The 22,263-nt window shown below is 67.9% G+C and carries 24 protein-coding genes; all 24 read right to left on the bottom strand.

Features of this window, described 5'->3' with window-relative positions; genetic code table 11:
* Window positions 1-14 precede the first annotated feature (14 nt).
* Window positions 15-2,900 carry a hypothetical protein gene (locus ABZX40_RS13620; protein ID WP_355734970.1) on the bottom strand — a complete coding sequence of 962 codons (2,886 nt, stop codon included), beginning with the start codon at window positions 2,898-2,900 and terminating at the stop codon, window positions 15-17.
* 2 nt (window positions 2,901-2,902) lie between these two features.
* On the bottom strand, window positions 2,903-4,111 hold the full coding sequence (locus tag ABZX40_RS13615) for a hypothetical protein (RefSeq protein WP_355734967.1): 1,209 nt from the start codon (window positions 4,109-4,111) through the stop codon (window positions 2,903-2,905).
* A complete protein-coding gene (locus ABZX40_RS13610) occupies window positions 4,111-8,628 on the bottom strand; it encodes a hypothetical protein (protein ID WP_355734964.1) in 4,518 nt (1,505 codons plus the stop codon). Before ABZX40_RS13610 ends, ABZX40_RS13615 begins: the two co-directional genes overlap by 1 nt.
* Before the next feature lie 386 nt (window positions 8,629-9,014).
* Window positions 9,015-9,425 carry a hypothetical protein gene (locus tag ABZX40_RS13605; protein ID WP_355734962.1) on the bottom strand — a complete coding sequence of 137 codons (411 nt, stop codon included), beginning with the start codon at window positions 9,423-9,425 and terminating at the stop codon, window positions 9,015-9,017.
* A gap of 40 nt (window positions 9,426-9,465) precedes the next feature.
* Window positions 9,466-10,026, bottom strand: coding sequence for a hypothetical protein (locus tag ABZX40_RS13600; RefSeq protein WP_355734959.1), 561 nt, complete (start codon window positions 10,024-10,026; stop codon window positions 9,466-9,468).
* Window positions 10,027-10,029: 3 nt separating this feature from the next.
* Window positions 10,030-10,212, bottom strand: a complete 183-nt coding sequence (locus ABZX40_RS13595; protein ID WP_355734956.1) for a hypothetical protein — start codon at window positions 10,210-10,212, stop codon at window positions 10,030-10,032.
* The gene (locus tag ABZX40_RS13590) at window positions 10,209-10,439 is read right to left on the bottom strand and encodes a hypothetical protein (RefSeq protein ID WP_355734953.1); all 231 of its coding nucleotides are present in this window, start codon (window positions 10,437-10,439) and stop codon (window positions 10,209-10,211) included. The genes ABZX40_RS13595 and ABZX40_RS13590 overlap by 4 nt, the downstream gene beginning before the upstream one ends.
* Window positions 10,436-10,888 (bottom strand): hypothetical protein, encoded by a 453-nt coding sequence (locus ABZX40_RS13585; RefSeq protein ID WP_355734950.1) that lies wholly within the window; start codon window positions 10,886-10,888, stop codon window positions 10,436-10,438. The genes ABZX40_RS13590 and ABZX40_RS13585 overlap by 4 nt, the downstream gene beginning before the upstream one ends.
* On the bottom strand, window positions 10,885-11,256 hold the full coding sequence (locus tag ABZX40_RS13580) for a hypothetical protein (protein WP_355734947.1): 372 nt from the start codon (window positions 11,254-11,256) through the stop codon (window positions 10,885-10,887). The genes ABZX40_RS13585 and ABZX40_RS13580 overlap by 4 nt, the downstream gene beginning before the upstream one ends.
* A gap of 98 nt (window positions 11,257-11,354) precedes the next feature.
* Window positions 11,355-11,687, bottom strand: a complete 333-nt coding sequence (locus ABZX40_RS13575; protein ID WP_355734944.1) for a hypothetical protein — start codon at window positions 11,685-11,687, stop codon at window positions 11,355-11,357.
* Window positions 11,684-12,130: a hypothetical protein gene (locus ABZX40_RS13570; protein ID WP_355734941.1), complete on the bottom strand. Its 447-nt coding sequence runs from the start codon at window positions 12,128-12,130 to the stop codon at window positions 11,684-11,686. Before ABZX40_RS13570 ends, ABZX40_RS13575 begins: the two co-directional genes overlap by 4 nt.
* A 1-nt stretch (window position 12,131) precedes the next feature.
* Window positions 12,132-12,497 carry a hypothetical protein gene (locus tag ABZX40_RS13565; RefSeq protein WP_355734938.1) on the bottom strand — a complete coding sequence of 122 codons (366 nt, stop codon included), beginning with the start codon at window positions 12,495-12,497 and terminating at the stop codon, window positions 12,132-12,134.
* 65 nt (window positions 12,498-12,562) lie between these two features.
* A complete protein-coding gene (locus ABZX40_RS13560; protein WP_355735326.1) occupies window positions 12,563-13,447 on the bottom strand; it encodes a phage major capsid protein in 885 nt (294 codons plus the stop codon).
* Between the two features lie 29 nt (window positions 13,448-13,476).
* Window positions 13,477-14,040, bottom strand: coding sequence for an HNH endonuclease (locus ABZX40_RS13555; RefSeq protein ID WP_355734935.1), 564 nt, complete (start codon window positions 14,038-14,040; stop codon window positions 13,477-13,479).
* Between the two features lie 263 nt (window positions 14,041-14,303).
* On the bottom strand, window positions 14,304-15,020 hold the full coding sequence (locus tag ABZX40_RS13550) for a hypothetical protein (RefSeq protein ID WP_356162527.1): 717 nt from the start codon (window positions 15,018-15,020) through the stop codon (window positions 14,304-14,306).
* Window positions 15,021-15,073: 53 nt separating this feature from the next.
* Window positions 15,074-16,090 (bottom strand): hypothetical protein, encoded by a 1,017-nt coding sequence (locus ABZX40_RS13545; RefSeq protein WP_355734929.1) that lies wholly within the window; start codon window positions 16,088-16,090, stop codon window positions 15,074-15,076.
* Window positions 16,090-17,619: a phage portal protein gene (locus tag ABZX40_RS13540; RefSeq protein ID WP_355734926.1), complete on the bottom strand. Its 1,530-nt coding sequence runs from the start codon at window positions 17,617-17,619 to the stop codon at window positions 16,090-16,092. Before ABZX40_RS13540 ends, ABZX40_RS13545 begins: the two co-directional genes overlap by 1 nt.
* 97 nt (window positions 17,620-17,716) lie before the next feature.
* Window positions 17,717-19,252, bottom strand: a complete 1,536-nt coding sequence (locus ABZX40_RS13535) for a hypothetical protein (protein WP_355734923.1) — start codon at window positions 19,250-19,252, stop codon at window positions 17,717-17,719.
* Window positions 19,249-19,863 (bottom strand): hypothetical protein, encoded by a 615-nt coding sequence (locus tag ABZX40_RS13530; protein ID WP_355734921.1) that lies wholly within the window; start codon window positions 19,861-19,863, stop codon window positions 19,249-19,251. Before ABZX40_RS13530 ends, ABZX40_RS13535 begins: the two co-directional genes overlap by 4 nt.
* A gap of 246 nt (window positions 19,864-20,109) precedes the next feature.
* Window positions 20,110-20,577: a hypothetical protein gene (locus tag ABZX40_RS13525; protein ID WP_355734918.1), complete on the bottom strand. Its 468-nt coding sequence runs from the start codon at window positions 20,575-20,577 to the stop codon at window positions 20,110-20,112.
* A 167-nt stretch (window positions 20,578-20,744) separates the two neighbouring features.
* Window positions 20,745-21,077 (bottom strand): hypothetical protein, encoded by a 333-nt coding sequence (locus ABZX40_RS13520; protein WP_355734915.1) that lies wholly within the window; start codon window positions 21,075-21,077, stop codon window positions 20,745-20,747.
* 153 nt (window positions 21,078-21,230) lie between these two features.
* The gene (locus ABZX40_RS13515; RefSeq protein WP_355734912.1) at window positions 21,231-21,500 is read right to left on the bottom strand and encodes a hypothetical protein; all 270 of its coding nucleotides are present in this window, start codon (window positions 21,498-21,500) and stop codon (window positions 21,231-21,233) included.
* A 44-nt stretch (window positions 21,501-21,544) separates the two neighbouring features.
* Complete coding sequence (locus ABZX40_RS13510) at window positions 21,545-21,748, bottom strand: hypothetical protein (protein WP_355734909.1); 204 nt, start codon at window positions 21,746-21,748, stop codon at window positions 21,545-21,547.
* Between the two features lie 10 nt (window positions 21,749-21,758).
* Window positions 21,759-22,175, bottom strand: a complete 417-nt coding sequence (locus ABZX40_RS13505; protein ID WP_355734906.1) for a WYL domain-containing protein — start codon at window positions 22,173-22,175, stop codon at window positions 21,759-21,761.
* Between the last annotated feature and the right edge of the window lie 88 nt (window positions 22,176-22,263).

Below are 22,263 nucleotides of genomic sequence, written 5' to 3'. Positions count from 1 at the left end.
CAGGGTCTCCTCTCTCAGACGCGATAGCACCAGAACCCGACGCTGCCGTTGTTCGTCGCGTTCGGGCCGGCCGAGGCCAGTTCGTAGGTGAATCCGCTGGTGGAACTGGCGGTGACCTGGCCTTGGCGCATTGCGGTATTCGGGTAGCGGAACTGACAGACGGGGATCATGGTCGAGGCCATGGTGGGGCCGTAGCTGATGGCCACGGCATTGGTGCCGCCGCTGCCGAAGTTCCAGCCGACGGAGCCGGTGAAGATGCCCTCGGTGGTGGACGCCGTGATGTAGTTCGCCCACTGGCCGACGTGTCGGGTGCGTCCGCTGGTGAAGTCAAAGTACTGGCCGTCTGGATCGGTCGTGTTCCATCCCACTCGCCCGCGCGAGGAGTCGGCGTAGAAGTAGCCGCCTTGGACTCCGCCGGTTTCGAACCCTTGGATGAATGCGTTGACGCCCGCCTCGATGTATCCGCCGTGACGGAGCTGCCCGGCCTGTGTGACGACCTCAAGTCGTGCTCCGGCCCCTGCCGTGAGGTAGACCCGCGAGATGGCCGAGGTTCCGCCGCCATCGTCGTACGGCGACGAGTTCAGGCCCAGGTTGACCTCAGAATTCGAGGAGACTCCGTTGATGTAGCCGTAGTCGCTGCCCGTGCTCGGGTAGAAGCGGATCTCCGGCAGGTAGGTGGTGGTCGGGTTGATCTCCAGCCGTCGGCCAGAGGTGCCCGACTTCAACTGCCCGACGATCGTGATGTCGCCGGTCGCGGCGGCTGCGTACAAGGTCTGGACGCCGGCCGAGTTCCACAAGCCGATGCCCCCGGAGTTCAGCTCAGCTCGGGCTCCGGTGTCGGCGGTTTTGATGCGGGCGCCGATGATCCAGTCAGCGGTGATCGTCCCTGCGGTGACCTTGGTGACGGTCAAGTCGGAAATATGGGCGTCGTCGATGAGGAGGGCGGTCGCGGTCGCCGCGTCGGACGGTCCGGACTTGTTGCCGGTCTTGTCGACCGCAACGACCCGCACGTAGCGGGCGGAGGTCTCCTCCACCTGTGCGGTGAAGACGACAGGGATCTGCGCCTGGATCATGCCCGCGTTCGCGACGGCCTTCCCCTTCACGGTGGCCGCGGTCGGGGTGAAGCCGGGCTCGTAGGAGACGTGGATCTCCAGATGATCCAGGTCGGATTCGAGGTTGAAGGAACCGCCGCTGGACTTGCCGAGCTGATGGGTGACCTGCACGGCGATCCGCGACCCCGCCATCGAAGGCGCGGCCGGCGTGCTGGGCGGGATGTTGTCGGCGGACGCCACGAACGTCGTCACCGGGGACCAGGCGCCGGCGTTGCCGGTGGTGTCAACGCCGCGGATCTGCACGTCGTAGCCGATCCCGGGCGACAGGTCCTGGATCTGTGCGGTCGTCTGATCCCAGTTGACGACCATGGTCTGCCAGTCCCCGTCCGGGGCGGCAAACGGCTGTGACCAGACCTGTAGGTCCTGCCACCGGACTTGGGACACCGACGCCCAGGTGGCCGGGTAGATCATGTCGGTGTCGACGGCGTACCGGATCTCGTAGTGGGACCCGTCGAGCACTGTGGAGCCGTCGACGTTGTTCGGGGCGTTCCAGGAGAGGATGACGCGGGCGCGGGTGAAGCCGCGGTTGTCGAGGTAGGCGACCCCGGTGAAGGGCTCGATGAGGACGGGCTGGCCCGGGACCGAGGTGTCAGCGTTCGGCCGGGACCCGACCGGCTCGGTACTGCTGTTGGTGAGCTGGCGGGAGAAGTCCCCGACCGTCACCGCGGAGGTGGTGTCGGTCTCCCAGTCGACGTACTGCGTCAGGTCGATCCACATGCCGGCCGCGGTGCGGTAGGCGACGGTGTACTGCTCGGTGATCGCCCATGCTGTCTCGGTCACCTGGAGCTTGATCGGATTGATGCGGGTGCCCCGGAAGGTGATCTCTGTGCTGGTGTCGATCAGCCCGGAGTCGGGATCGTACACCCAGACTCGGTCACCGACGACGAAGCTGCCGTGCACGTCATAGTCGGTGGTGCTGAGGCTGAGCGCGTTGCGGGTCGACGTGAACTGCGACAGGGCCAACTGGGCGCGGACCGCGGCGTTCGCGGTCGCTGTGTCCGACTCTGACACCAGCCGGGTGAGCTTCAGCGGACCGCCGTGGATGTTCTTGTACGAGGTCGCAGGCAACACGTCCGCGCTGCCGGTGGCGATACTCGTGCCGTCACCCTCGGCGAGCAGCACTACGCGAGTGCTGTAGTCCTCCACATCCCGCGTCACGTCCACGCTGCCGGGCAGCGCGCGCATGGCCATGTCCTCGCCGGCGTCCTTGGTGGTGATGACGCATGTCGGGGTTGTGACGAACAGGTTCGAGTCCGGACCGGCGTCGAGTGTGCCGTCCCCGTTCACGCGCCAGGACACGGGCACGCTGGTGGTGGACATGGTGTCGCACACGTACTGGATGGCCGCGCGGGGCGACTCGTACCGGTGGCGGCCGGTGTAGGTGCCGGTCACGCTGTAGAGGGTGCCTGCGGTGACCGCGCCGGACGCTGGGAGCAGCATGGTGACGGCGGTGGCGAAGGAGGCGGAGGCGGGTTCGACGGCGTTCTCGTAGACGTCGCCTTTCCCGTCCTCGTCGCCGAGCCAGAACGCCATCCCCACCCCGCCGATGGAGAGGTCGTCCTGGGGGGCGTTGGTGCGGCCGTCGTCGCCGACGGTGCGCGTGCGGAGCACGCCGACGTAGCGGGCGATGTCGAGGAGGTTGTCACCGTACTGGAGTGGATCCAGGCGCCCGGGGATGATGGCCACGTGCCCGAAGTAGTCGAGGGCGTCGAGGACATCGCGGGGCGTCTGAGAGAGGAGCTTGATCTCCCACGAGCCGAGGGCTTTGAGGACCTCCTGAACCGCCATGTCTACCTCCTCACCCCGTAGACGGCTTCGGGCATGCAGGCGATGTACTGATTCCGCAGGTCTGTGGCGGCGTCCCCGGAGACTGCGGAGCCGCCGCCCGCAGAGACGCCGAGGAAGAAGTCCAGCGCGATGGCCGCGTTCTTTGCCAGGCCGCCGTTGGCGTGCGCGGTGAACGTGCGGGCGGACCCGGCGACGAAGCGGTTGCCGTCCCCGTCGTTGCCGGTGGCGGTTACGTACCCGGAGGCGGCGAAGCTGGTGTTGGTCTCCAGGCTGCTGCGGTATACGGCGAGGGCCGCCGCGGTGCCGGTCTGAAGGTAGCCCTCGACAGTGCGGGAGCCGCGGCGCAGGGTGAGGTCGAGCGTGGTTCGGCCTGGGCTCTGGCTTCCGATCAGGCGGAGGATGGCCATCTCGGGATCGTTGCGGAGCAGGGTCGCCGCATCCCATGTCGTGATGGCTGAGGCGCTCCCGGCGACGGAGACGTTCCAGTACTTCGAGTGCCAGGCGCCATCCGTGTACGCCTGCACGTCGAGCGTCCCGGACGCGCCGGGGGTGACGTCGACGAAGCCGTTCGACAGGGCCCACCCGGTCGCGGCCAAGGGCACATCGACGCCGTACACCTCCTGCGCGCCGGATGTCGTCACCTTGACCCGGCCGGTCAGGTACGCGGCGGGTGCGCATCCCCACCGTGGGGACACGCCGGCGGGGACACCGCGGTAGACGGTCATCGCTCCGTCGGCTCCGGTGCGGGTCATGGTGGTCGCGTTGGTGGCGCCGGTGTAGTAGCCGTAGTGGCCGATCGGCGGGGAGTGCCAGCGCTCGCCGGTCAGGCTGAAGTCGTTCAATCGCACCGCGCCCGTGAGGCGGGACTGGAGGTCGGTTTCGGCATCGGAGCCGACGCGGTCCAGGGAGACCTTCCAGGTGGAGGTGACGACGTCCGTGCGCTGCTCCGTGTACGTGGCCCCCGACGACTTGACCGTGTAGTAGCCGCTGCGCTCCGGCTTGTCCGTGAATGTGACAGGAATGCACTGGCCAGCGATGAGTGCGTTGATCCCGTCGTGGCGCGCGATGACCTCGGCGCGGCTCAGCGGCGGGTAGGACTCCTGCCCGTCCAGGTCCAGCGACCGGCCGTCGCCGCCGGACTCGGAGACAGTGAACGTCTCCCGCAGCGGGATCCGCCCGAGCTGGACATCACCCCATCCGTACAGCGCCATCAGCGGGCCCTCGCCTTGTCGTAGAGCCGGATCGCTTCTTTCATCTCCGCAACCAGCGCCTGCGCCGCGGCGCGCCGGTCGGCCGGGCTGGAGAAGTCGAAGCTGCCGGAGACGGTGATGTTCTCGATGGTCACGCTGCCGCCCGCGCCGATGCCGCTGACGAGCTGCTCGAAGACGGCGTTCTGCTCCGGCGTGAGGACCCGCTCCGGGCGACCGGTGGCATTGATCGCCATCGTCGCGCCGGGCTGGAGAAGCCCGCCGGAGTCGTACTTCGCCGCGGGCGCGAAGCCCCACCGGCTGGTGAACAAGCTGTCCTTGTAGGAGCGGGCGCCCTTGCCGACGATCACACCGTCCCCGCCGCGCGACTCCACGTTGACGCCTGCCAGCGTGCCCGCCGTGTGGCCAACGTCCGCGTGCGTGACCCCGATCATGAACGGGGAGTTCAGATTCCGAACCCATCCCGCCGGGCCACTGTTCCCGACGAAGCTGCCAGTCGCCCACCGGCGGTGCGGCTTCTCCCCTCGGATCACGGACTCGACCGCGCTGACCAGACCCGAGCAGTCCCAGCTGGGGTTCCCGTTGCCGCCCCACTGATAGGGCAGCCCGTTCTGCGTACGCACCCACGACAGGGCCTTCTGCACGGCGGGACCACCGGCGGCCTTCTTGTCCTCGTTCCCGAGGAAGCCGAGCATCCCATCGAGGGCCTTGTTCGACATGTCCTTCATCAGGGTGCCGACGCCGCCGCCGGGAGTGGAGTTGATGAGCGGCCGGACCATTGAGGAGATCGCCTTCTGTGCTGCGGCCTTGAGTCCGCCGACGACGACGTCCTTGGCCCAGTCCTTGACGCTGCTGACTGCGCCTCCGATGGCGGAGGTGACGGAGCCGACGATCCCTCCTTCAGCGAACCGCTGGGTGGGCCCTTGGTAGCGGCGCTTCTCCTCGGTCCGGGAGGGGTCGCCGCCGGTCTTGGTGGGCTTGTCCTTGCCGAGCATGGCGTCGATGCCGCGTTGTCCGCCGAGCTGGGCGACCTGGGCGGTGGAGAGGATGCGTTCGCCGGGGGTGAGCATGGCGGGGACGGTGTCGCTGTTGCCGGTGCCGGGGACGACGCCGCCCTTGTTGAAGCCGAGCGAGATGGTCGGCAAGGTGATCTTGGAGGAGATCTTTCCGGCGATGCTGTTCCACATCGTGCGGATGCCGTTGTTGTAGACCGTGTTGACGACGTACTTCACCGGGGCGCTGATCTTGGACTTGATGCCGTCCCAGATGGTGCCGAGCGCGTTCTTGAGATTGCTGAAGGCGGTCCTCATCGCGGAGGCGAAGTCGCCGATCCTGCCTCGGATCGTGGTGAAGATCGAGGAGACCTTGTCGCGGGCGCCGTTCCACAGCCCGTTCCATGTGTTCGTGATCGACGTGCGCAGCCCGGAGACGCTGTTCTTGAAGCTCGTCCAGGCGCCCGAGATAGCGGCTTTAAGGCCGTTCCAGAAGCTGTTCCACCGATCGCGGACGCGGGTCCACAGCCCGTTCCACAGGTCGATGATCCAGTTCCTCAGGCCGATGAACAGCTCCTTCGTCCGCGTCCACAGCGATTGGAACCAGCCGATGATCGCGTTGACCAGGTCCGGGATGATGCTGTTCCCAACGAGCTTGTCGTACAGGCGCTGGAACGGGTCGATGATGTAGGTCTGAATCCACTCCCACGTCCCGGCGAAGAAGTCCTTCACCCCTTCCCAGACGCCCTTCACGACGTCCCGGAATGTCTCCGACTCCGTCCAGGCATAGGCAAACGCGGCAGCCAGGCCCAGCACGATCAGGGTGATAACGCCCACCGGGCTCGCCGCCCACGCCGCAGCCAGCGTGCCGACAGCCGTCGTCAGGAATCCGTGCATCAGCGTGACCGCTCCCGTGGCGAGCGCCCACGCCTTCATCGCCAGCACGATCGCCAGCACCCCCGTGGCGAATGAACCCACGAGCGTGGAGTGTTCGCCGATCCACGTGAAGAACCCCATCAGCGGGCCCTTCACCAAGTCCGCGACCCCGGCGACCGCATCCGCCCATGGCGCCATGATCGGCACCAGCCCAGCAAGCGCCGCACCCACCACGCCCGTCACCAGCGACGCGATCGAACTGAACGCCCCGAAGATCCGGGCCAGCGCGTCCTGCATCTCCGGCAGCCCCGTCACCCGGCGCAGCTCCGCGAACGCGCCCCCCAGCGTCGACAGAGCGTCCCCGCCGCCCGCAGAGGCCGCGCCGAAAATGTTCTTCAGCGCCCCGAACGCGTCGGCGATGACCCGGCCGAACCGTTTCGCTATCTCGACGCCGTTGTCGATCGCCTTCTCCAGGCGGCCGTCCTCGAAGGCGTCCGTCAGCTTTTGGGAGATCTTGTCGGACTCCCCGGCCATCGCCTCCGTGATCCGCTGGAACGCCGGAGACGCGGCGATCGACAACTCGACGAACGCCTGCCCCAACTGGCCCGGGATCTTCTGCAACGGAGCGAACCCGTCGTTGAAACCCTGGAACATCCGCGTCAGCAGGCCCTGGTCAGCCAGCCGCGTGAAGGTGTCCATCAGGCCGCGGGCCATGCCGTTGAGGTTGTCGGCCATGCCGCCCAGCCCGACCCGTACTGCGGGCAGCGCCGCCGTGCCCAGCCGGGTGACCGAGTCGTCCAGCCCTCGGAACAGCCGGTCCTGCACGTCCATCTTCAGCGACGAGAACGCGGGCCCCATCGCCCGGACCGCGGTGACGAATGACTGCGCGTTCGGCGACAGCTTCGCCATGGCCTCGGCGTACTTGTCGGTCTGCTCTACGCCCTGCTCCTGGGCTGCCGCCACAGCACGATGGGCATCGGCGAGGGACTCCTGAGCGCTGCGGACCTGCCGGGCCGCCTGGACCTGCGCGTCCGCCACACCCTGCTGCGCCTCCGCGAGCCGCTCCTGCGCGTCCCGAACCGCCTCGGCGCCGTCCTTAGCGGTCTGCGCCGCCTCCGCCTGCGCATCCTGCGCATCCCTGGCCCGGTCACCGACATTGCGCTGGGCGTCCGCGACCTTCTGCTGCGCGCTGACGACCGTCTCGGAGCCCTCGACACCCGCCGCGTTCGCCGCCGCCGTGTCCTCCCGCAGCCGCTCAGTCTCGGTCTGCTGGTCCTTCAGCCGCTGGACGGACCTGTCGTACTGGAGCTGCGCTTCAGCCAGCTCCTCGGCGGTGGCCTTGGCACCCTTGGCCTTGACCGCCGCAAGAGCCTTCTCCGCCTCGGCGACATCGAGGACGGCCTGCCGCTGGTCCAGCTCTGCATTTGCCAGCCGGGAGTTCAGGTCCTCGAGCTGCTCCGCGGCCTCCTTCCGCGCGTCGGTCAGATCCTCCTGTGCCTGACGGGCGTCCTGGATGGCGTCGGTGAGATCACGTTCCGCGTCGGCGACCCGGCGCAGCGCGGCCTGCCGGTCTGCCGCGGCCTGTACTTCGGCGTCACGGACGTCCTCGGCGGCGGCCTTCACCCGCTTCTGGGCGTCGGAGATGGCCCGCGCCGCGTCCTGCTGCGCCTCCTTCAGCGACCGGGACGCCCGCGCGACGTTGATCTGCGCCTCCGCGACCGCGCGGGCCGCCGCGACCGCTGATGCGCCGGACTGCCCGGACGACTGGCCGGCCGCCTTGAACGCGGCTCCCACCCCCGACAGGCCGACCGCGAGGGTGGCCACCGCGGTAACGAGACCGCCGAGAAGGGGCACCGCGACGGCAGCGGCGGGCCCCATCTGCGCGATGCTGGAGCCGAGCGCGGCCACGGTCGGTAGCGCCGAGAGTGCGGCAGCGGCGAGCGCGAGCAGGCGCATGGACAGCATTCCGGCCGATCCGGCCGCCCCGCCGAGCCCGGACAGAACTCGGAGGGCGGAGCCGTCGACATCGACGCGGACGTTGACCGTGCGGGGCCGCGTCAGGAGTGCGAGGTCGTCCGCTGCGATGCGGGTGTCGGCATCGGCCGTGATACGGGCGGTACGTTGCCGGGTGAGCAGTGCGAGGTCGTCGGCAGCAGTTCGGGTGTCGAGGTCGGCGAAGACCCGCACGGTGCGGTCGCGGGTCAGCGCGTCAAGCTGGGCTTCTGCGAGACGGCGGGCGGCTTCCTCAAGGTCGACAAGGATGTTGACCGTGCGGTCTGCGAAGTGGAGTTGAGCACTGGCGGCGGCGCTGTCGACGTGGGCGGTGATCCTGGCGGTGCGGTCGCGAGTGAGGCTGGCCAGTGCCCCCGCTGCGGCTGTGCTATCGAGATCGGCCGTGAGCCTGACCGTTCGGTCTCTGGTCAGACGCCGCAGGGCAGTGGTGGCGGCCTTGTCGTCCAGGTCCGCGGTGAGCTTGACCGTGAGGGGCTTGATCAGCGCCTTCAGCTTGGCCGTGGCTGACTTGTCGTCGAGATCTACGCCGATCCGTACCTGGGTCCTCTTCGCTTTCAGGCGGTCGATGGCTCGGTCGTAGCCGGACTCGTCGGCGGTGACCTCGACGTATCCCTCCGCGATCCGGAAGGCTCCGGCCACGTCCTACCCTCCCTCTGCCACGCTCACTAGCCCGGGGAACTGCGCCCGGAACTGGGTCAGTGAGACCTCGGTGGTCTCGCTGGCGGCGCGTCCTTGCGGCGCGTCGTGCGTGCGGGTTGGGGTGTTGCTCGTAGCCCGTGCAGGCTGGCGGTCTTCTCGTTCCTCTTCCTGCCTGGCGGCCATCACGCCCTGGTAGGCAGGAAGCCGGTAGGCAAGTGCGAAGTAGCGGCGGGCACTCACATCGGCTTGCTCAAGGTCGATGCCGTAGATCGCGAGGAAGTCGGCGTCGATGTCATCCTCGTGGTCAAGGACCCATATGACCTGCCCGGTCCGTTCCTCGATCGCCTCCAGCCACCGCAGTTCGACGATCGCGTCGCGGAGCGGTGTCAGCCACGGCGGGCTTTTCCCTTGTCTCCTTCCTGCCTGCCGAGGGCTTGTCCGACGATGATGTCGACGATCGATTCGAGCTGCTCATCCGTGAGGCCCTTGGACTGTTCCAGTGCCTCGTACGCGTCCTCGCCGAGCACGCGGATCAGCAGGGGCGCGGTCGCGAGTTCGTGGCCCCGCTCCCCGGCTTGCCGCAGGTACTGGAGGGCGACGCCCTTGGGGATGTTCTTGGGGATCGTGTACTCGGTGTCGCCGATGTAGAAGAGCGGGACGCGCTCCTCGACGACCTCGTCGTCGGCGGCGATGCGGATGGGTTCGAAGCCGACGTCGGCACCGCCATCGGGGGTCTTGGCGGCGGTTCGCTTGCGGGCGGCGGCGGTGGCCTGGCGGGTGCGTGTGGTGGATGCCATGGGTCGTGCTCCTCGCTACGGACAGGATCCGGGCGTCGGCCTAGCTGAGCTGGTCGACGATGTGGAACGGGTTGATCGTGCTGCTGACGTAGTGGCCCGCCAGCTTCATGGGGATCAGGGTCTGCTTGTCCTTCGTGTACGACAGCTCGACCGAGTCGGTGTTGAGCATCCGGCGGCCGATGATCCGGCGGCGGAACTGGCCGGGCGCGTAGCCGTCGAGGACGATCGCGAAGTAGTTCGGCTGCGTCGCGCTCGACGTCACGTTCGGGTCGAATGACTTCCAGCCCGCCCCGGACGCCGAGGTGCCGCCGTTGAGGGTCAGCGACAGGTTCTCCAGCGTCGGCTCCGCCAACGAGGTCTCGATCGTGAAGTCCTGCTTGGTCAGCCTGCTGCCGACGCGGAGGGTGATCTGGTCGACCTCCAGCTCCGAGTACGTCTGATCGACGCTGAGCTTGGCGCCGTCCTGGGTGCCGCCGAGGTCCGTCCACGCAGACGCGGCCGGCGTGGTGTTGACGGCGGTGTCGAGGGGCTCCGTGGCGCCGAAAGCGCCGGTGTAGAGGGTTCCGGGGCCCTGGATCAGATTGGTCGTGGTGACGGCCATGGGTCAGCTCTCCTTGTTCCCGGCCGCGCCGGTGCCGGGCTTCTTCGCGGATGTGGTCAGGGCCGCGGACGGGGGCGGCACGCTCTCCTCAATGAGGAGACCCTGCCGCTTCAGGTCGAGATACTCGGCGTCGCCGACCTCGATCTCCTTGTCGGGCTGCATGGTGGTTCGGACCTTGCGGGTCATCGGTAGGCCTCTCTCACAAGCGGGAACTGGTGGTGCGAGTAACGCGGGTGGAAGCGGATCTCCAGGCAGTCCTCGGGGCGCAGGCTCGGCGGGCAGGGCACGATCCGGACCGGGCCGGTCAGCAGGAACTCCAGCTCGGCGCGGCTGTTGTGGATCAGCGTCTTGCCGCCGTAGGAGAGGAGCTGCCCGTGCGGGGTGTCCTCCTGGATCGCCCACATGCGGCTCATGACGGCACCTCCGTCCAGGCGATGACCAGCCCGGGGATCGAGTAGCGGGCGTACGAGGACGGGTCGTCCGGGACCCGCCTGTGCTCGCCCGTCGTATAGGCGGAGAGCACCCGGGCCGCCGGGTAGCCAGTCGGGAGCGCGACGGTCTGCGGGATCGCCGGATGGTCGTAGCAGGCTGCTTGGATCGCCTCCGCGAGAACGGCTGCCTTGTTCCATGGCGGCTTCTGGGACTGTTGGTTGAACGCCCAGCAGTCCACGCCGAGGGCAGGTTCACGCAGCGGAACGTACAAATTCGGGGTACCGCCGACCACGACCAGGGTGACGAAGCCGTTCTCGGTCCAGGAAGCAGCGTCCTTGGGCAGGGTGGTCGCTACGCGGTCGCCGACGATCGTCTTCAGCCAGGCAGTGGCGACGAGTTCGGGAGTGGCCCGCAGGACCGGAGTCGTCATGCCGTCCTCCGCTGGAAGAGGGCGGGCCGCAAGTAGGGCTGGGGGTCGGTGCCCGGGTGGTTGACGCGCGCGACCGGGTGATCCGCGCCCGGCCAGTACAGGGCCTTCTTGTTGCTGGGCAGGATGACGTGGGCCGGTGTGCCGAGTTCGACGTCGGTGGCGTAGTTGCAGTCCAGGGAGCCTACGCGCAGGACTTTGCCCTGGACCTCGGCGCGCAGGGAGTCGTGCAGTCGGCTGGTCCGCTTGGGCACGTAGTCGCGGGCGTCGTCGAGGATGGCCGGGCCGATGACGTCGCCGAGCCAGTCGCTGATCGCCGCGTCGACATGCTGTCGCGCGGACGGGTCCATCCGGATACCGGATGACGCCATGGCCGCCTCCTCTCCGAAGGTGGTCGTACTGCGGGCCACCCGGTCTCCCCGGGATGTAGCCCCTGTTCAGGACCAATTCGCGCAGGTGCGCAACTTGGTCAGGTGGTGCGTCGGAGGTCGAGCCGCAGGTCGACGGCGAATGCGGGGTTCGCCATTGAGGAAGGAGCATCGACGATGTAGACCGCGCCGGTGCGCTCGTCGCGCACTCGGTCCTGATCCCGGATATCCGTGCCGGCAGCCACCCGGGCTACGGCATAGCGGACGATGCGGGGGGTCGGATTGTCGCGAGTTGTGACCCGACGGGACTGCTCTGTCAGTGAGGCGGGGATGCCGGTCCGTACGACGGTGTCGGTGTCCTGCTCGTCGGCATAGGCATCTGTGGTCGCGCCACGCAGGACGCTGATCGTGGTGGTGGCGATGGCCTGCATCATGGCCCCCCTGTGTGCGGGGCCCACACGAGCGAATCGTCCGACGCATCCGACAGCGGATTTCCGACCAGAGGGCCGGAGCCCTCGATCGCGGACCGGATGTGCACCGTCCGGGACCGCATCCACGACACACGCTTCAGCGCCCTGGCGGCCATGGGAGCGAGGACCAGGCCGTCGCCCGTCAGCGTGGACGACACCTGGTCCTGCTGGATCTGCGTGGCATCCAGCCGCGTCTCCAGACCGAACTGACCCGCCGCCCACGCTGCCTGTCGGGCGACGGCCCGGCCCAGCCAGTAGAGATCCCGCTGCCGGATCCGCGGGGTGTCCTCGTAGACCCTGCCGCTGAAGATCTCGATGTCCGACTGCGCCTGGGCAAGCTGCGCATCGGTCACCGAAACGCCAGTGGCGTCGATGACCTGCTGCGCGGTGGCCCAGGCGTTGACCATGTCAGCCCTCGCCCTTGATCACGTCGTGGGGCGTAGCCGTGTCCTGCGGGGTGTGGTCGATGGATGCGGGCACGGTCTCCACGGAGTAGGTGAGGACTGTGGAGACGCCGTCGTCGTGGTCGGTTGCGCCGTCGAAGGACACGCTGCCGCGCGGGTGAAGGCCGCGCTGGATCGCCTCGCTGGCGACCGCCGCAGCGTTGGCCTCGTGCGCAGCGTCCCCGCCGGTCCACGTCCCACCGACGGCGAACTGTTTCACGAAGCTCATGCCGTCCGAGCCGTCCGTGGAGCGCTCCTCCACCTCGGTCTCGGGCTCGCCCGCCTTCGCGGGGAACTGCTTCGCCCGTGCGCTGGTCTTGCTCGCTGCCATGGCTCACCTCCCTGCTGGCCGCCGTACCGCCCGGAGCCATCGGGCGGTACGGGGTCTAGGGGGTGTCAGCCGACGAGGATGGATCCGCCGGCCGGGTGGCCGTAGGCCCAGCCGCGGCGGGCGCGCATCTTGAGGATCGACTCGTCGGTGAGGGCGGACAGGCCGTCGCGGCCATCGATGAACACGCTCTCGGGGCCGGACCGGCGTCCGAGGAGCATGAGTTCGGGGTTGACGAACGCCATGATCGGCCGTCCGCCCGGTGCGGCGCTGGCGGTCGGGGAGGTGCGGGCTCCGAGGGACCAGCGGATCGGCACGTTGAAGATCGTGTCAGGGGTTCCGGCCGTGCCCTTGACGAAGATCGGCTCGCCCTGGAGGTCCTTCACGCCGCGCAGCGACTTCCGGAACGCGGGGCTGGCGATCGCGTAGGTGGACGCCGGGTCGAAGTAGTCGCCGACCTCCACCAGGCCCATCGCGCCGGAGAACTCGTCGTAGGTGGGAGCGCCTGCGGTCGCGGCGACGGTGATGTTGGTGTCGGCGGTGTAGCCGAGGGTGTTGTCCGTGGTGTGGAGCAGGCTGTACAGCGAGGTGAACGGCACGCCGGTGCCGGGGGCCGCCGTGACGGCGAGGCAGGCGTTGTCGAGGAACTTCGCGTACGACTTGCCCCAGCCCATCATCTTGGCGTTGATGATGTCGGCGACGGAGTCGTCGATGTCCTCTTCCGCGATGCGGACGGCCTTGCCGAGCTTCTTCGCGGTGAGGAGGACTTCGTCGTTGAGGCTGGTGTCCTCGCCGTAGGCGCCGCCCTTGTCGACGACGTCGACGCCCATCCCGGCGGTACGCGGGACGTGCTTGGTGTCGGAGGTCATGGTGATCGGCGAGGAGAGGTCTTCGACGGCGGAGACCTGGAGGATGGACTGGATGACCCTGGAGGTCTCCCACTCCTCGGGAATCCATGCCTCAAGCGTATTCCGAGCGATGGCTACTGCCCTCCAGTGGGAGACGCCCTGTCAGGGCGGAAGTCGATGACCTTGGTGAACTTCCGCTTGTTGCAGGTCAGGCAGAGGGGCTGGACGTTGTCCTCCGTGTGCTGGCCACCCCGCGAAAGCGGGATCACATGGTCGAGCGACAAGGCTTCCTGCGACGCGCAGGCAAGGCACTGCTTGCCGTAGCGGTCGACAACGACGTTCCACTGCTCCTGCGTCAGGTCTCCTGCTGCATAGAACGCTTTGCGGAGGCGGGCCCGCTGCATGACAGCGAACTTGTTCGCCTCGTAGTACTTGCGGTACGCGAGCGCTTGGCGATCCTTGTTCTGCGCACGGTATGCCTTGCCGACCTCGGGGTTGCGCTCATGGGAGATCCGGTTGCGCACTTCGGGGTTGCGGCGCCAGTAGTCCTGAGTCCGGGCGATGTGAAGCTCGGGGTTCTTGGCGTAGCGGTCACAGGCGTTGGCTCGGCGGCATTCGACGCACTTGGGTCGGTTGCCGGGAGCCTGTACGTACTTGCCGACGTGGCCGCGCTTGCATACACGCTGAGAGAGGTCCATGCCCCAGCGTGGCACGTAACGCCTGGTCAGAACTGCGGAAGTTCGAACTTGGTACGTTCCGGCGATCATGTCATCGCATACGAACAAGAGGCACACCCCCCTCTGTTGAGGAGACCGGATGGGGAACCGAACTGACGCACTCGGGCCCCATCACGGGCGCCTTCGCAGTGGAGGCAGGGCTCCCGTCGCGGGTGTCCCACCTACCAGCCCACCATTCCAATGACCTTGGAATCGCAGGGTGAATGCCGACTATACCTTCAAAGTCAAGACTTGCCGAGGATTCGGGCCGCGTGGATCTCCGCCGTACTCTTGGCCCTCTCGACAGCCGCCGGCTTCGGCGCACCTGTCGGACGCGCCTTCGGCTTCGGCCTGTCCTGCGGCAGCAGCTCCGGGTACTCGTTCTTCACCCGATCCACCTCCGCCTCCACGCCGACGAGATCCCCGTCGTCGTCGACGGACACCGCATCCCAGTCGACAAGCTTCATCAGCCGGTCCGGGCTCGCAAAACCGGCCTCGGCCAGCGCTGCTCGGACCCCGGCCTTCTTCATCGGCTCCCGGAACCGCTTCTCGCCCTCCTCGCGGGCCTCGCGGAGGGCCTTCTCGTGATCGGTCTCGTTGACGCGGGCGGCGTCCTCCAGCTCCTTGTTCCGGAGCCGGTGCCGCTTTCCGTCGTCGTTGGCCTTCTTCAGCGCAACCTGCGTCCGCCGCCACTCCGCCTCGGATGGCGGCTTGTACGCCTCCGGCTCGTCGCCCTTCTTCGTCGGCGGCTTCGGCTTCGGACTGTCCTCAGGCTCAGGCTCCGCCTCGGGGTCGTCTGCCGGGTCGGGCTCCGGATCGTCCTCGACGACGATGTCCGGCTCGTCGTCCTCGGCGCCGCCGGCGATGACGTGGATTGGCCGGCCGTCGGCACGGTGGCCGAGGACGGTGCCGGGCGGCACGCTGATGCCGGTGGCCCGGCGGGGGATGGTGTGGATGCCCATGTGGTGTTCTCCCATCGCGGGGTTGGCGGTGGCCCATCGGCGGGCGACCGTGGTCATGCGGCGGCCGGGAAGCGGCCGGATCGGACTGCGGTACGGGCGGTGCTCTCGACTGCGGGCAGCAGGTCATCGACGGTGCGCAGCAGCTCGCGGGCAGCGCGTACCCGGACAGCGCGGGACTCGGACGGCCGGGCGACTCCGTAGCCGATGGATCGCTCGGCTTCACGCCGCAGCGCCTCCGGGAACGGGATCCCGCTCGTGGTCCAGGTGTCGTCCCAGGGGACGGTGCGGCAGCGGCAGTACCCGTGCAGGGGTGGCCCGTCCACGGGCGCAGCGCGGGTGCGGCGCTGGCGGGGGTCCCACGACAGACCCCCCGGGAACGGCTCGCCCGACACAGTGGTGCGGCCGGTGTAGGCGAGGCAGCGCACGCACGCGTCGGCCTCCGACACCCACACCCGGAGCGGTGCCGTCGCCCGCACGACCGCATCCAGACCCTCATGCACCGCGGTGTTGATGACCCAGGAGATGTGCGCGCGGATCGCGGACAGGGCCGAGCGGGCGGCGCCGAGCCCGGCCAGCAGATGCGACCAGCGAGATACCCGGTCCGGGTGCAGCAGGTACACAGAACGGTCGCGGCGCACGACCACCATGTCGCTGATGCGGCGGGCCTCATTACGCAGGACCCAGCTGACGGCCGGTACCCGCGGTCCCCGGCGTCGGAGCCCGGAAGCTGCCCGCACGAACGCGGTGCCCTGCTTCACGCCCATCGCCACCGCTGGCCCGAGACCGTCAGCGAGGACGGCAGGCGCGCGGCTCGCGAGCGCGTCGAGGAGGCGGCTGACGGCGGTACGTGCCGCGGCGAGGATCCGACGCAGCGCGTCACCTGGCAGCGCCGACCGGTTGGGGCCGCCGTAGGCGCCGGTCCACGCGGCGAGGGTGCGACGGATCAGGTCCTCGAACGCCCGGTCGCTGCCGCCCAGGGCGAGGTCGGCGATCTGGTTCTCCATATCGGTGACCTCGTCGGTCTGGTCGACCTGGACGAGGCGCGTGAGGTCGTCACTGGAGTACGGCATCAGCCCCCCTCCTGCACCTGCGCGAGTGCCTCCAGGTCATCGATCGCCCCGGACATGAGCGCGGCGACCTGATCGCCCGTGATGACGCCGAGGGCCGCCGCGGCGCCGAGCTTCTGCGCGGAATCAGCGAGGGAGGCAAGGACGTCGACGCGGCGCTGGAGTTCGGCATCGTCGGTACCGGAGAGCCAGGCGTCGACCTGCTCGGCCCGGTAGCCGGCCTCCATGAGGGCTTGGCGGCGGGGCACTCCGGCTTCGATCTTCGCCTTGACGGTCTGCCAGCCTTCGGCGGAGGACACGGAGCGGGCGGGAACCCAGTCGACGGTGACGACCGGATCGGTTACACCGAGGAGGCGTAGCGCGAACACGAACGCGGCGTGGAGGGAGGCGCCGTAGGAGGTCTGCCGGTTCTCGACCTTGCTGATGAACGGGCCGTCCTCCTCACGGTACGACTCGCCGGAGCGTTGGCTGGAGGACTGCGGGTCGAACATGCGCAGCGGCGTGTCGGTGATCTGTGCCATCGCACGGACGTTGAACTGGATCGGGTCGAGGAACACGTCCGGGTTCGCGGCGTCGAACTGGCCGACCTCCCGGTAGCCGCGCAGTAGCCACATCTCCCCGGGGCCCGCTTTGAGGCTGCTGTCGGCGCCGGTATCGGACGGGCCGGTGCCGCGTTCGTCCTTCGGCCAGTCGTCATCGTCGAAGTCGCCGGGCTCCAGGTCGGACGTGTCGGTGGTCGCTGTCTCGGTGAGCGCGTACCGCTGAGGGGCGCCCTGGTAGTCGACCGTGCCCATGTGGGTGGCCTGCAATTTGGTGATGGCGTTCTGCGGGCCGTACGCGCCGTAGTGCTCGGGCGTGCCATAGGGGCGGTCGGTGCGGAAGTGAAAGGCGGGCTGCTCGCCCCAGTCGTGGTCGAGCAGCCACGACTCGGGGTCCTCGTCGTCGGCCAGCCAGTGTGTCCAGTCGGCGGGCTTCTCGCCGGTGGAGTTCTTGCCGGTGGTCCAGCGCTCGGTACGGTCGTCATAGAGCAGTTCGGCCCGCCAGTAGGGCCCGTCGCGCCAGCGTTTGATCGTGAATGCCTTGCGGCGAGGGTTCTCTTGGTCGTAGATCACCCGGACGGTCTGCGGGGAGTTGTAGAACATCTCGACCCGCAGGACGTTGTCGTGCTCGTCCTCGACGGGCAGGACCATGAGATAGGCGTCTCCGTACTCGCCCGCCCGCCGGAGCAGGTCGGGGAGTTCGAGGTTGAGCTGGTTGTCCTGCCAGACCTTCGCGATGAGATCGCTGGTGGTTTTGTCGGGGCTGGTGATCGAGGCGACCTTGAGACGGTTCGTGACCGCGTTGACCGGGGTCTTGGCGAAGTTGAGGTCGAAGTCGATGTCGTGCGCGGCGAGGGCGCGGCGGAGGCGGACGCTGGTGAAGACTTCGGGGACCTTGCCGTCGTAGTAGGTCTGCGCCTGGTCGTATCCGGACCGGGACTTCTTCAGTTCTTCGATTCCGAGCATGAGGTCGGCACGCGTCTCGTCTTCCAATGCGACCTCCACCCTTGACCTTTAAATCGAAGGATAGACGGTCTCTGGATGTACGGGTATCGCCTACCATCCCCTTCACAGCCTGCGAATCACAGGACTAGACGTAGCTCGCGCGGCTCGCAGACGGTGGAGCCTGCTTCCTCACCACCGGAATGAACCTCCGGATCGCGCTCCCCACCGCGTCGACCATGTCGTCGTTCGGCCCCTTCGGGAACGTGCACATCTGCTGCTCCAGCTCCGGCAGTTTCCGCGCATGCAGCACCCGGCCCCGCTGATACAGACCGAGCAAGCCCTCTGCACGCACGAACTTCGGTTCGTTCTGGTGGACCGTCTTCACCTTCACCGGCATGTCGTGGAGGATCGCCTCCCAGGTGTCGCCGCCCTGGTTGACCTCGATCAGGATCAACCCAATGCGGGGGAACTCGTCGAGCAGGGCGAGGACGCGCTCGCGGAGTTCCGGCCCCGGCCGGACCTTCAGTTCCATCGCCGCGTGCACGACACACCTCTGATCCCGTACCGACCACGACACGACTCCCACGCCGGTGCAGTCGCTCGCCTTCTTCGCGGTGGTGGCCGGGTCGATGGATAGCATCATGTGCGTGATCGAGTCGACGCCGTACCGGAAGTCGTCCGGCGTCCACAGCGCACCGTCCGCCGCCAGCGGATCGTTCGCCATGTTCTTCGCGTACGACCGCGTATGGCGGATCTCCAGCAGATACCCGATCGGCCACTTCCCAGGCCACATCGACCGTTCCGTACCGTCCGGGCGCTCCACGATCGGCAGACTGTGGTGCGCACGGATCCCTTCCTCCCGGACCCAGTCCTCCGCCTGAACACCCTTGGCCGCCTTCACCAGCTGGTGGATGATGCTGCCCGGCATGGTGACGGTCCCGCAGATCACCACCCTCGCGTAGACGTTCAGCGGGAAGATGGCATCCACCAGCGTGGTACGCCGCTTCGCCGCCAGTTCCGCCGAGTAGCTGCTCTCATCCGGCTCGATGTCATCGCACAGCAGCAGATCCGGACGCTTCTGCTCCACCTTCATCCCGAGAGAGCTGGAGTCGATGCCGCGGGCGGCGAACACGAAGCCGCCCTTGGCGACGTACATGTTCTGGGTGTCCGCGACGCTCGCCCCGGAGGGCCGCTTTGCCGGGGTGCACAAATTGGGGAAGTCACGGCGCAGCAGCGTGTTGTTATCGATCTCCCGCTTGAAGGTGGCGAGGTGCGTCTCGGCCTGCGTGGCGGATGCGGCGAACGCAGCGGCGAACTTCACGTGGCCGTGGGCTGCTGCCCAGAGAGGCAGGATCAGGAACCACCATGTCGACTTGCCCGTGTTGCGAGGCGCGATGTAGGCGTCCCGCTGTTCCGCCGGTGTGGTGGGCGGCCGAACCCAGCGCCGACCGGCGCGGCACCAGTCGAGGTGCGCGTCACCGAACGTGATCTTCCCTTCGGCGTCTTTGAGGTGGTGGCGCAGATAGGTGAGGGCGAACAGCAGCGGGTCGAGCCGGGTGAGGATGCGCCGGCCTTCGGGGTCGGCGAGGAGTTGGCCGTCGAGCTGGGCGAGGTGGGCGGCGAGATCGAAGGACTCGGCGTCGAGCCCTTCGAGATACGACTCCGGCGGGGCGGCGGTCATGTGCCGCTGGTCTCGGTGCCGTTCTTGAGTGCCTGCTCCTGGGTGGCGACTCGGGCTCGGGCGTCGCGGATCAGCTCTTGGAGTTCGAGGTCCTGCTGGGTGACCTCATGGACGGTGGCCTCGACCTTGACCGCAGCTTCGACTCCGGTCAATTTGGCGCGGCGTTCGGCGTTCCGGTTCCGGGCGTCTTCGATCTTCACGAGACGGTCGATGGCCTGGAGGATCGGGGCATCGTCTTCCATCGGCAGGTCCGTGTCGGGGTGGTGGATGACGTGGCCGTTGCTGACGACGATATGCGGGGCATCAAGGACCCGACGGGCCTCGACCTCCAGACCCTTGAGACGGACGAGTTGAGCGTCGAGCCGGTCAAGTTCGATCTTGAGGAGTTCCTCGGCGGGCTCACGGACGACCTCACGCAGGGCGCGGCTGACGGCGTGGTGGGCGTCACCTTTGTTGCTGAAGTCGAGTTCATCTGCGATCTGCTGGTACGTGTAGCCCTGGGCACGGAGGCGGCAGGCGTCGGCGTCTCGTCCGGCAGTGTCGAGGGTGCGGGTGAACTCACCTTGCCGGTTGCGGCCCGGGTGGGGTGCGCCGCGGTCTCGGTTGGTCATGGTGGATGCCTCCTGCCAGTCCCTACCTTCAATTCGAAGGCTAGATCCAGTATGGAGTTTAGATCCACCATCCGAGTGGGGTGATGATGGAGCTATCTGCACACGGAGGCCGCTACAGCTACGGCACTACCCGGCACCAGGCGCGCGTAACGCTGCGCTGACTGACAGAGTCGACGACGGCAGAGAAAGCCAAAGGGCCTGGAGCACGCCACACTCCAGGCCCCCTACGTTCGGGTGAGGCGCGGTTCAGAACTGAGCGTTGGCGAGCATGTCGCCGTCTTCCCCGTACACCGTGACGAGCCCGTTCTCGGACTCGTAGCACGACGTGAAGGCGGTCGCGATCAGCTTGCCGTCGCCCGTGCTGGGGCCCATGAGGCCGCCCGTGAAGTCGGTGTAGACCTCAGCGCTGTCGAGGATGTCGTTTTGCTTGTCGGTCCCTGTCACTTTGGTGACGTGCTTGACGGCGTCCTTCTCCGTGGGGGTGCCGTTCTCATTGACGCAGTCGGTGAACTCTTCGGCCTGCGTCTTCGTGTCCTCGACCGCCGCGCTGTCGGCTTCCTTGTTGCCGTCCTGGGCGGCGTCGCTGGCAGCGGGTTTGGCACGGTCGGTGCTCGTCTTGGTCCCGCCGCTGTCGCTGCCGTTCATGGCGGCGTTGCATCCGCCGATGACGACGAGTCCGACGATGATTCCGCCGATGATCTTACCTTTGGCCATATTTCCCCCTGGCTGGTGCGGGTTGCGTGAGCCTGGAGCGTAGGGGGTTGAGTGGGAGTCGCGTAGGGAGTGTGATGATCCTGTGATCAGAACGTGTGAGTGCGACGAGGCGTACGCAGAAGAGCCCGCGCTTCTGAGCGAGAGGACAATGAACGGGCCCTGGATCGCTACGCCTTGAGGCTGGCCCGCTTGGGGCGTGGCCGGTCGAGGAGGGCGAGGTGAGCGACGCCGGTGATCAGGTAGGCCCACATGGCATATCGGAGGATCTCCCGCCAGGTGGCACCCCAGGCGTGGATGTCCAGGTCGAGTTCGGCGGCTGCGATGAGGGTGACGCTGATGAGGGTGTAGACGGCGACGGTTGGCCATTCCACGACGCGCCGGCGCCAGGCGACGATGAAGGGGATGAAGGTGAGCGCGGTGAGACTGACGGCGGGGAGTGCGGCCCAGGCCCATCGTTGCCAGGGTCGTGGGTACATGGGGCGTCTGGTGGTGTGGCGCATGGCGGCTCCTGGCGTGTGGGCGGGGGGCCAGGGTGCCGTGTGCGGTTGGGGTTTGGTGGGTGTGTGACTGTTTGGTGACGCTTCCGGAACCCTGCGGGCAGGGTGGAGCCCCCTCCGCTGGTGCGTCGGAGGGGGCTTCGGCCATGCAGGGGTTCAGGTGAGCTGGGGGCTACCGATCAGCGGGTGCGGCTCCAGGGATACCCAGTCGCAGCCGCCATGCGCATGGACGGCACCGGACTGCTCGTCCTGCCATGCCTGGTCGAGGTCGAACGGGATGCGCCGGGCCGCCTCGACGAACGGCCCCTTGGCGGCCTCCTTGGTGGCGTAGACGCCGAGGACCGCGCCGCCTTCATGGTCTTCGCCCGTGGAGAGGACCCAGATGGTCGGGCCTGTCTGCTGCGGGCGGTGGGCGAGTTCAGCCACGGCGGGTTCCCTTCGGTGGCGGCAGGTTGAGGGTACAGCGGGGGTCAGGCGGGGTTGAGGGACGTCGGCCGGACGCAGTTGGCGACGATCTTCGGGGAGCCGGGCCGCGTGAGGGTGAACCGGGGCTGGTCCACGGCGTGCGCGCGGCGGCAGCGGCAGATCCAGGCGCGGTAGGTGCCGCCGTGGAGGCTGGTGATGGTGCCGTGGTAGGTGACGTGCTGGCCGTCGGTGTGCGGGTAGGTGAGCATTGGCGCCTCCCTAGGCGGCAAGTGCGTCGGCGAGGAGTGCGACGCGGGCGGCGATCGGGCAGTCGACCGGGTACAGCACGATGACGGTGGCGAGCCCATGGGCCGGGCGGCGGGCCTCCTCGGCGGCGGGGCGCGGGACCAGGTAGCGGGTCCTGTGGATGGAGTAGGAGAGCAGCCGGTCAAGGCGGAACTCGCGGCGTTCGCCGCTCTCCCGGTCCATGGCCTTGATGAGGATGTGGCCTGCGTGGCTGACGTAGAAGTCGTAGACCTCGATCGTCCTGGTGGTCTTGACGAGGCGGCCGGTCTTCTTGCCGGTCTCGTCCTTCTCTTCCTTCATCGCGGTGATCGAGACGGGGTGCTGGCGGTCGGCGGCCGTGATGAGGCGGGTGAGGGTTTGGATGGTGGTCTCGTTCTTGGTGTGCCTCATCTTGATCCCCCTCGCCTTGAGCGCTACTTGGTTGCGCTTCTCGGTATTCAATATAGGGAGCGCTGATGAGGTGCGCAACTAGGTAGCG

It is taken from the genome of Streptomyces sp. NPDC004610 (genome assembly GCF_040609715.1).
Taxonomy (GTDB): Bacteria; Actinomycetota; Actinomycetes; order Streptomycetales; family Streptomycetaceae; genus Streptomyces.
This window is presented reverse-complemented; position numbering and strand designations above follow the sequence as displayed.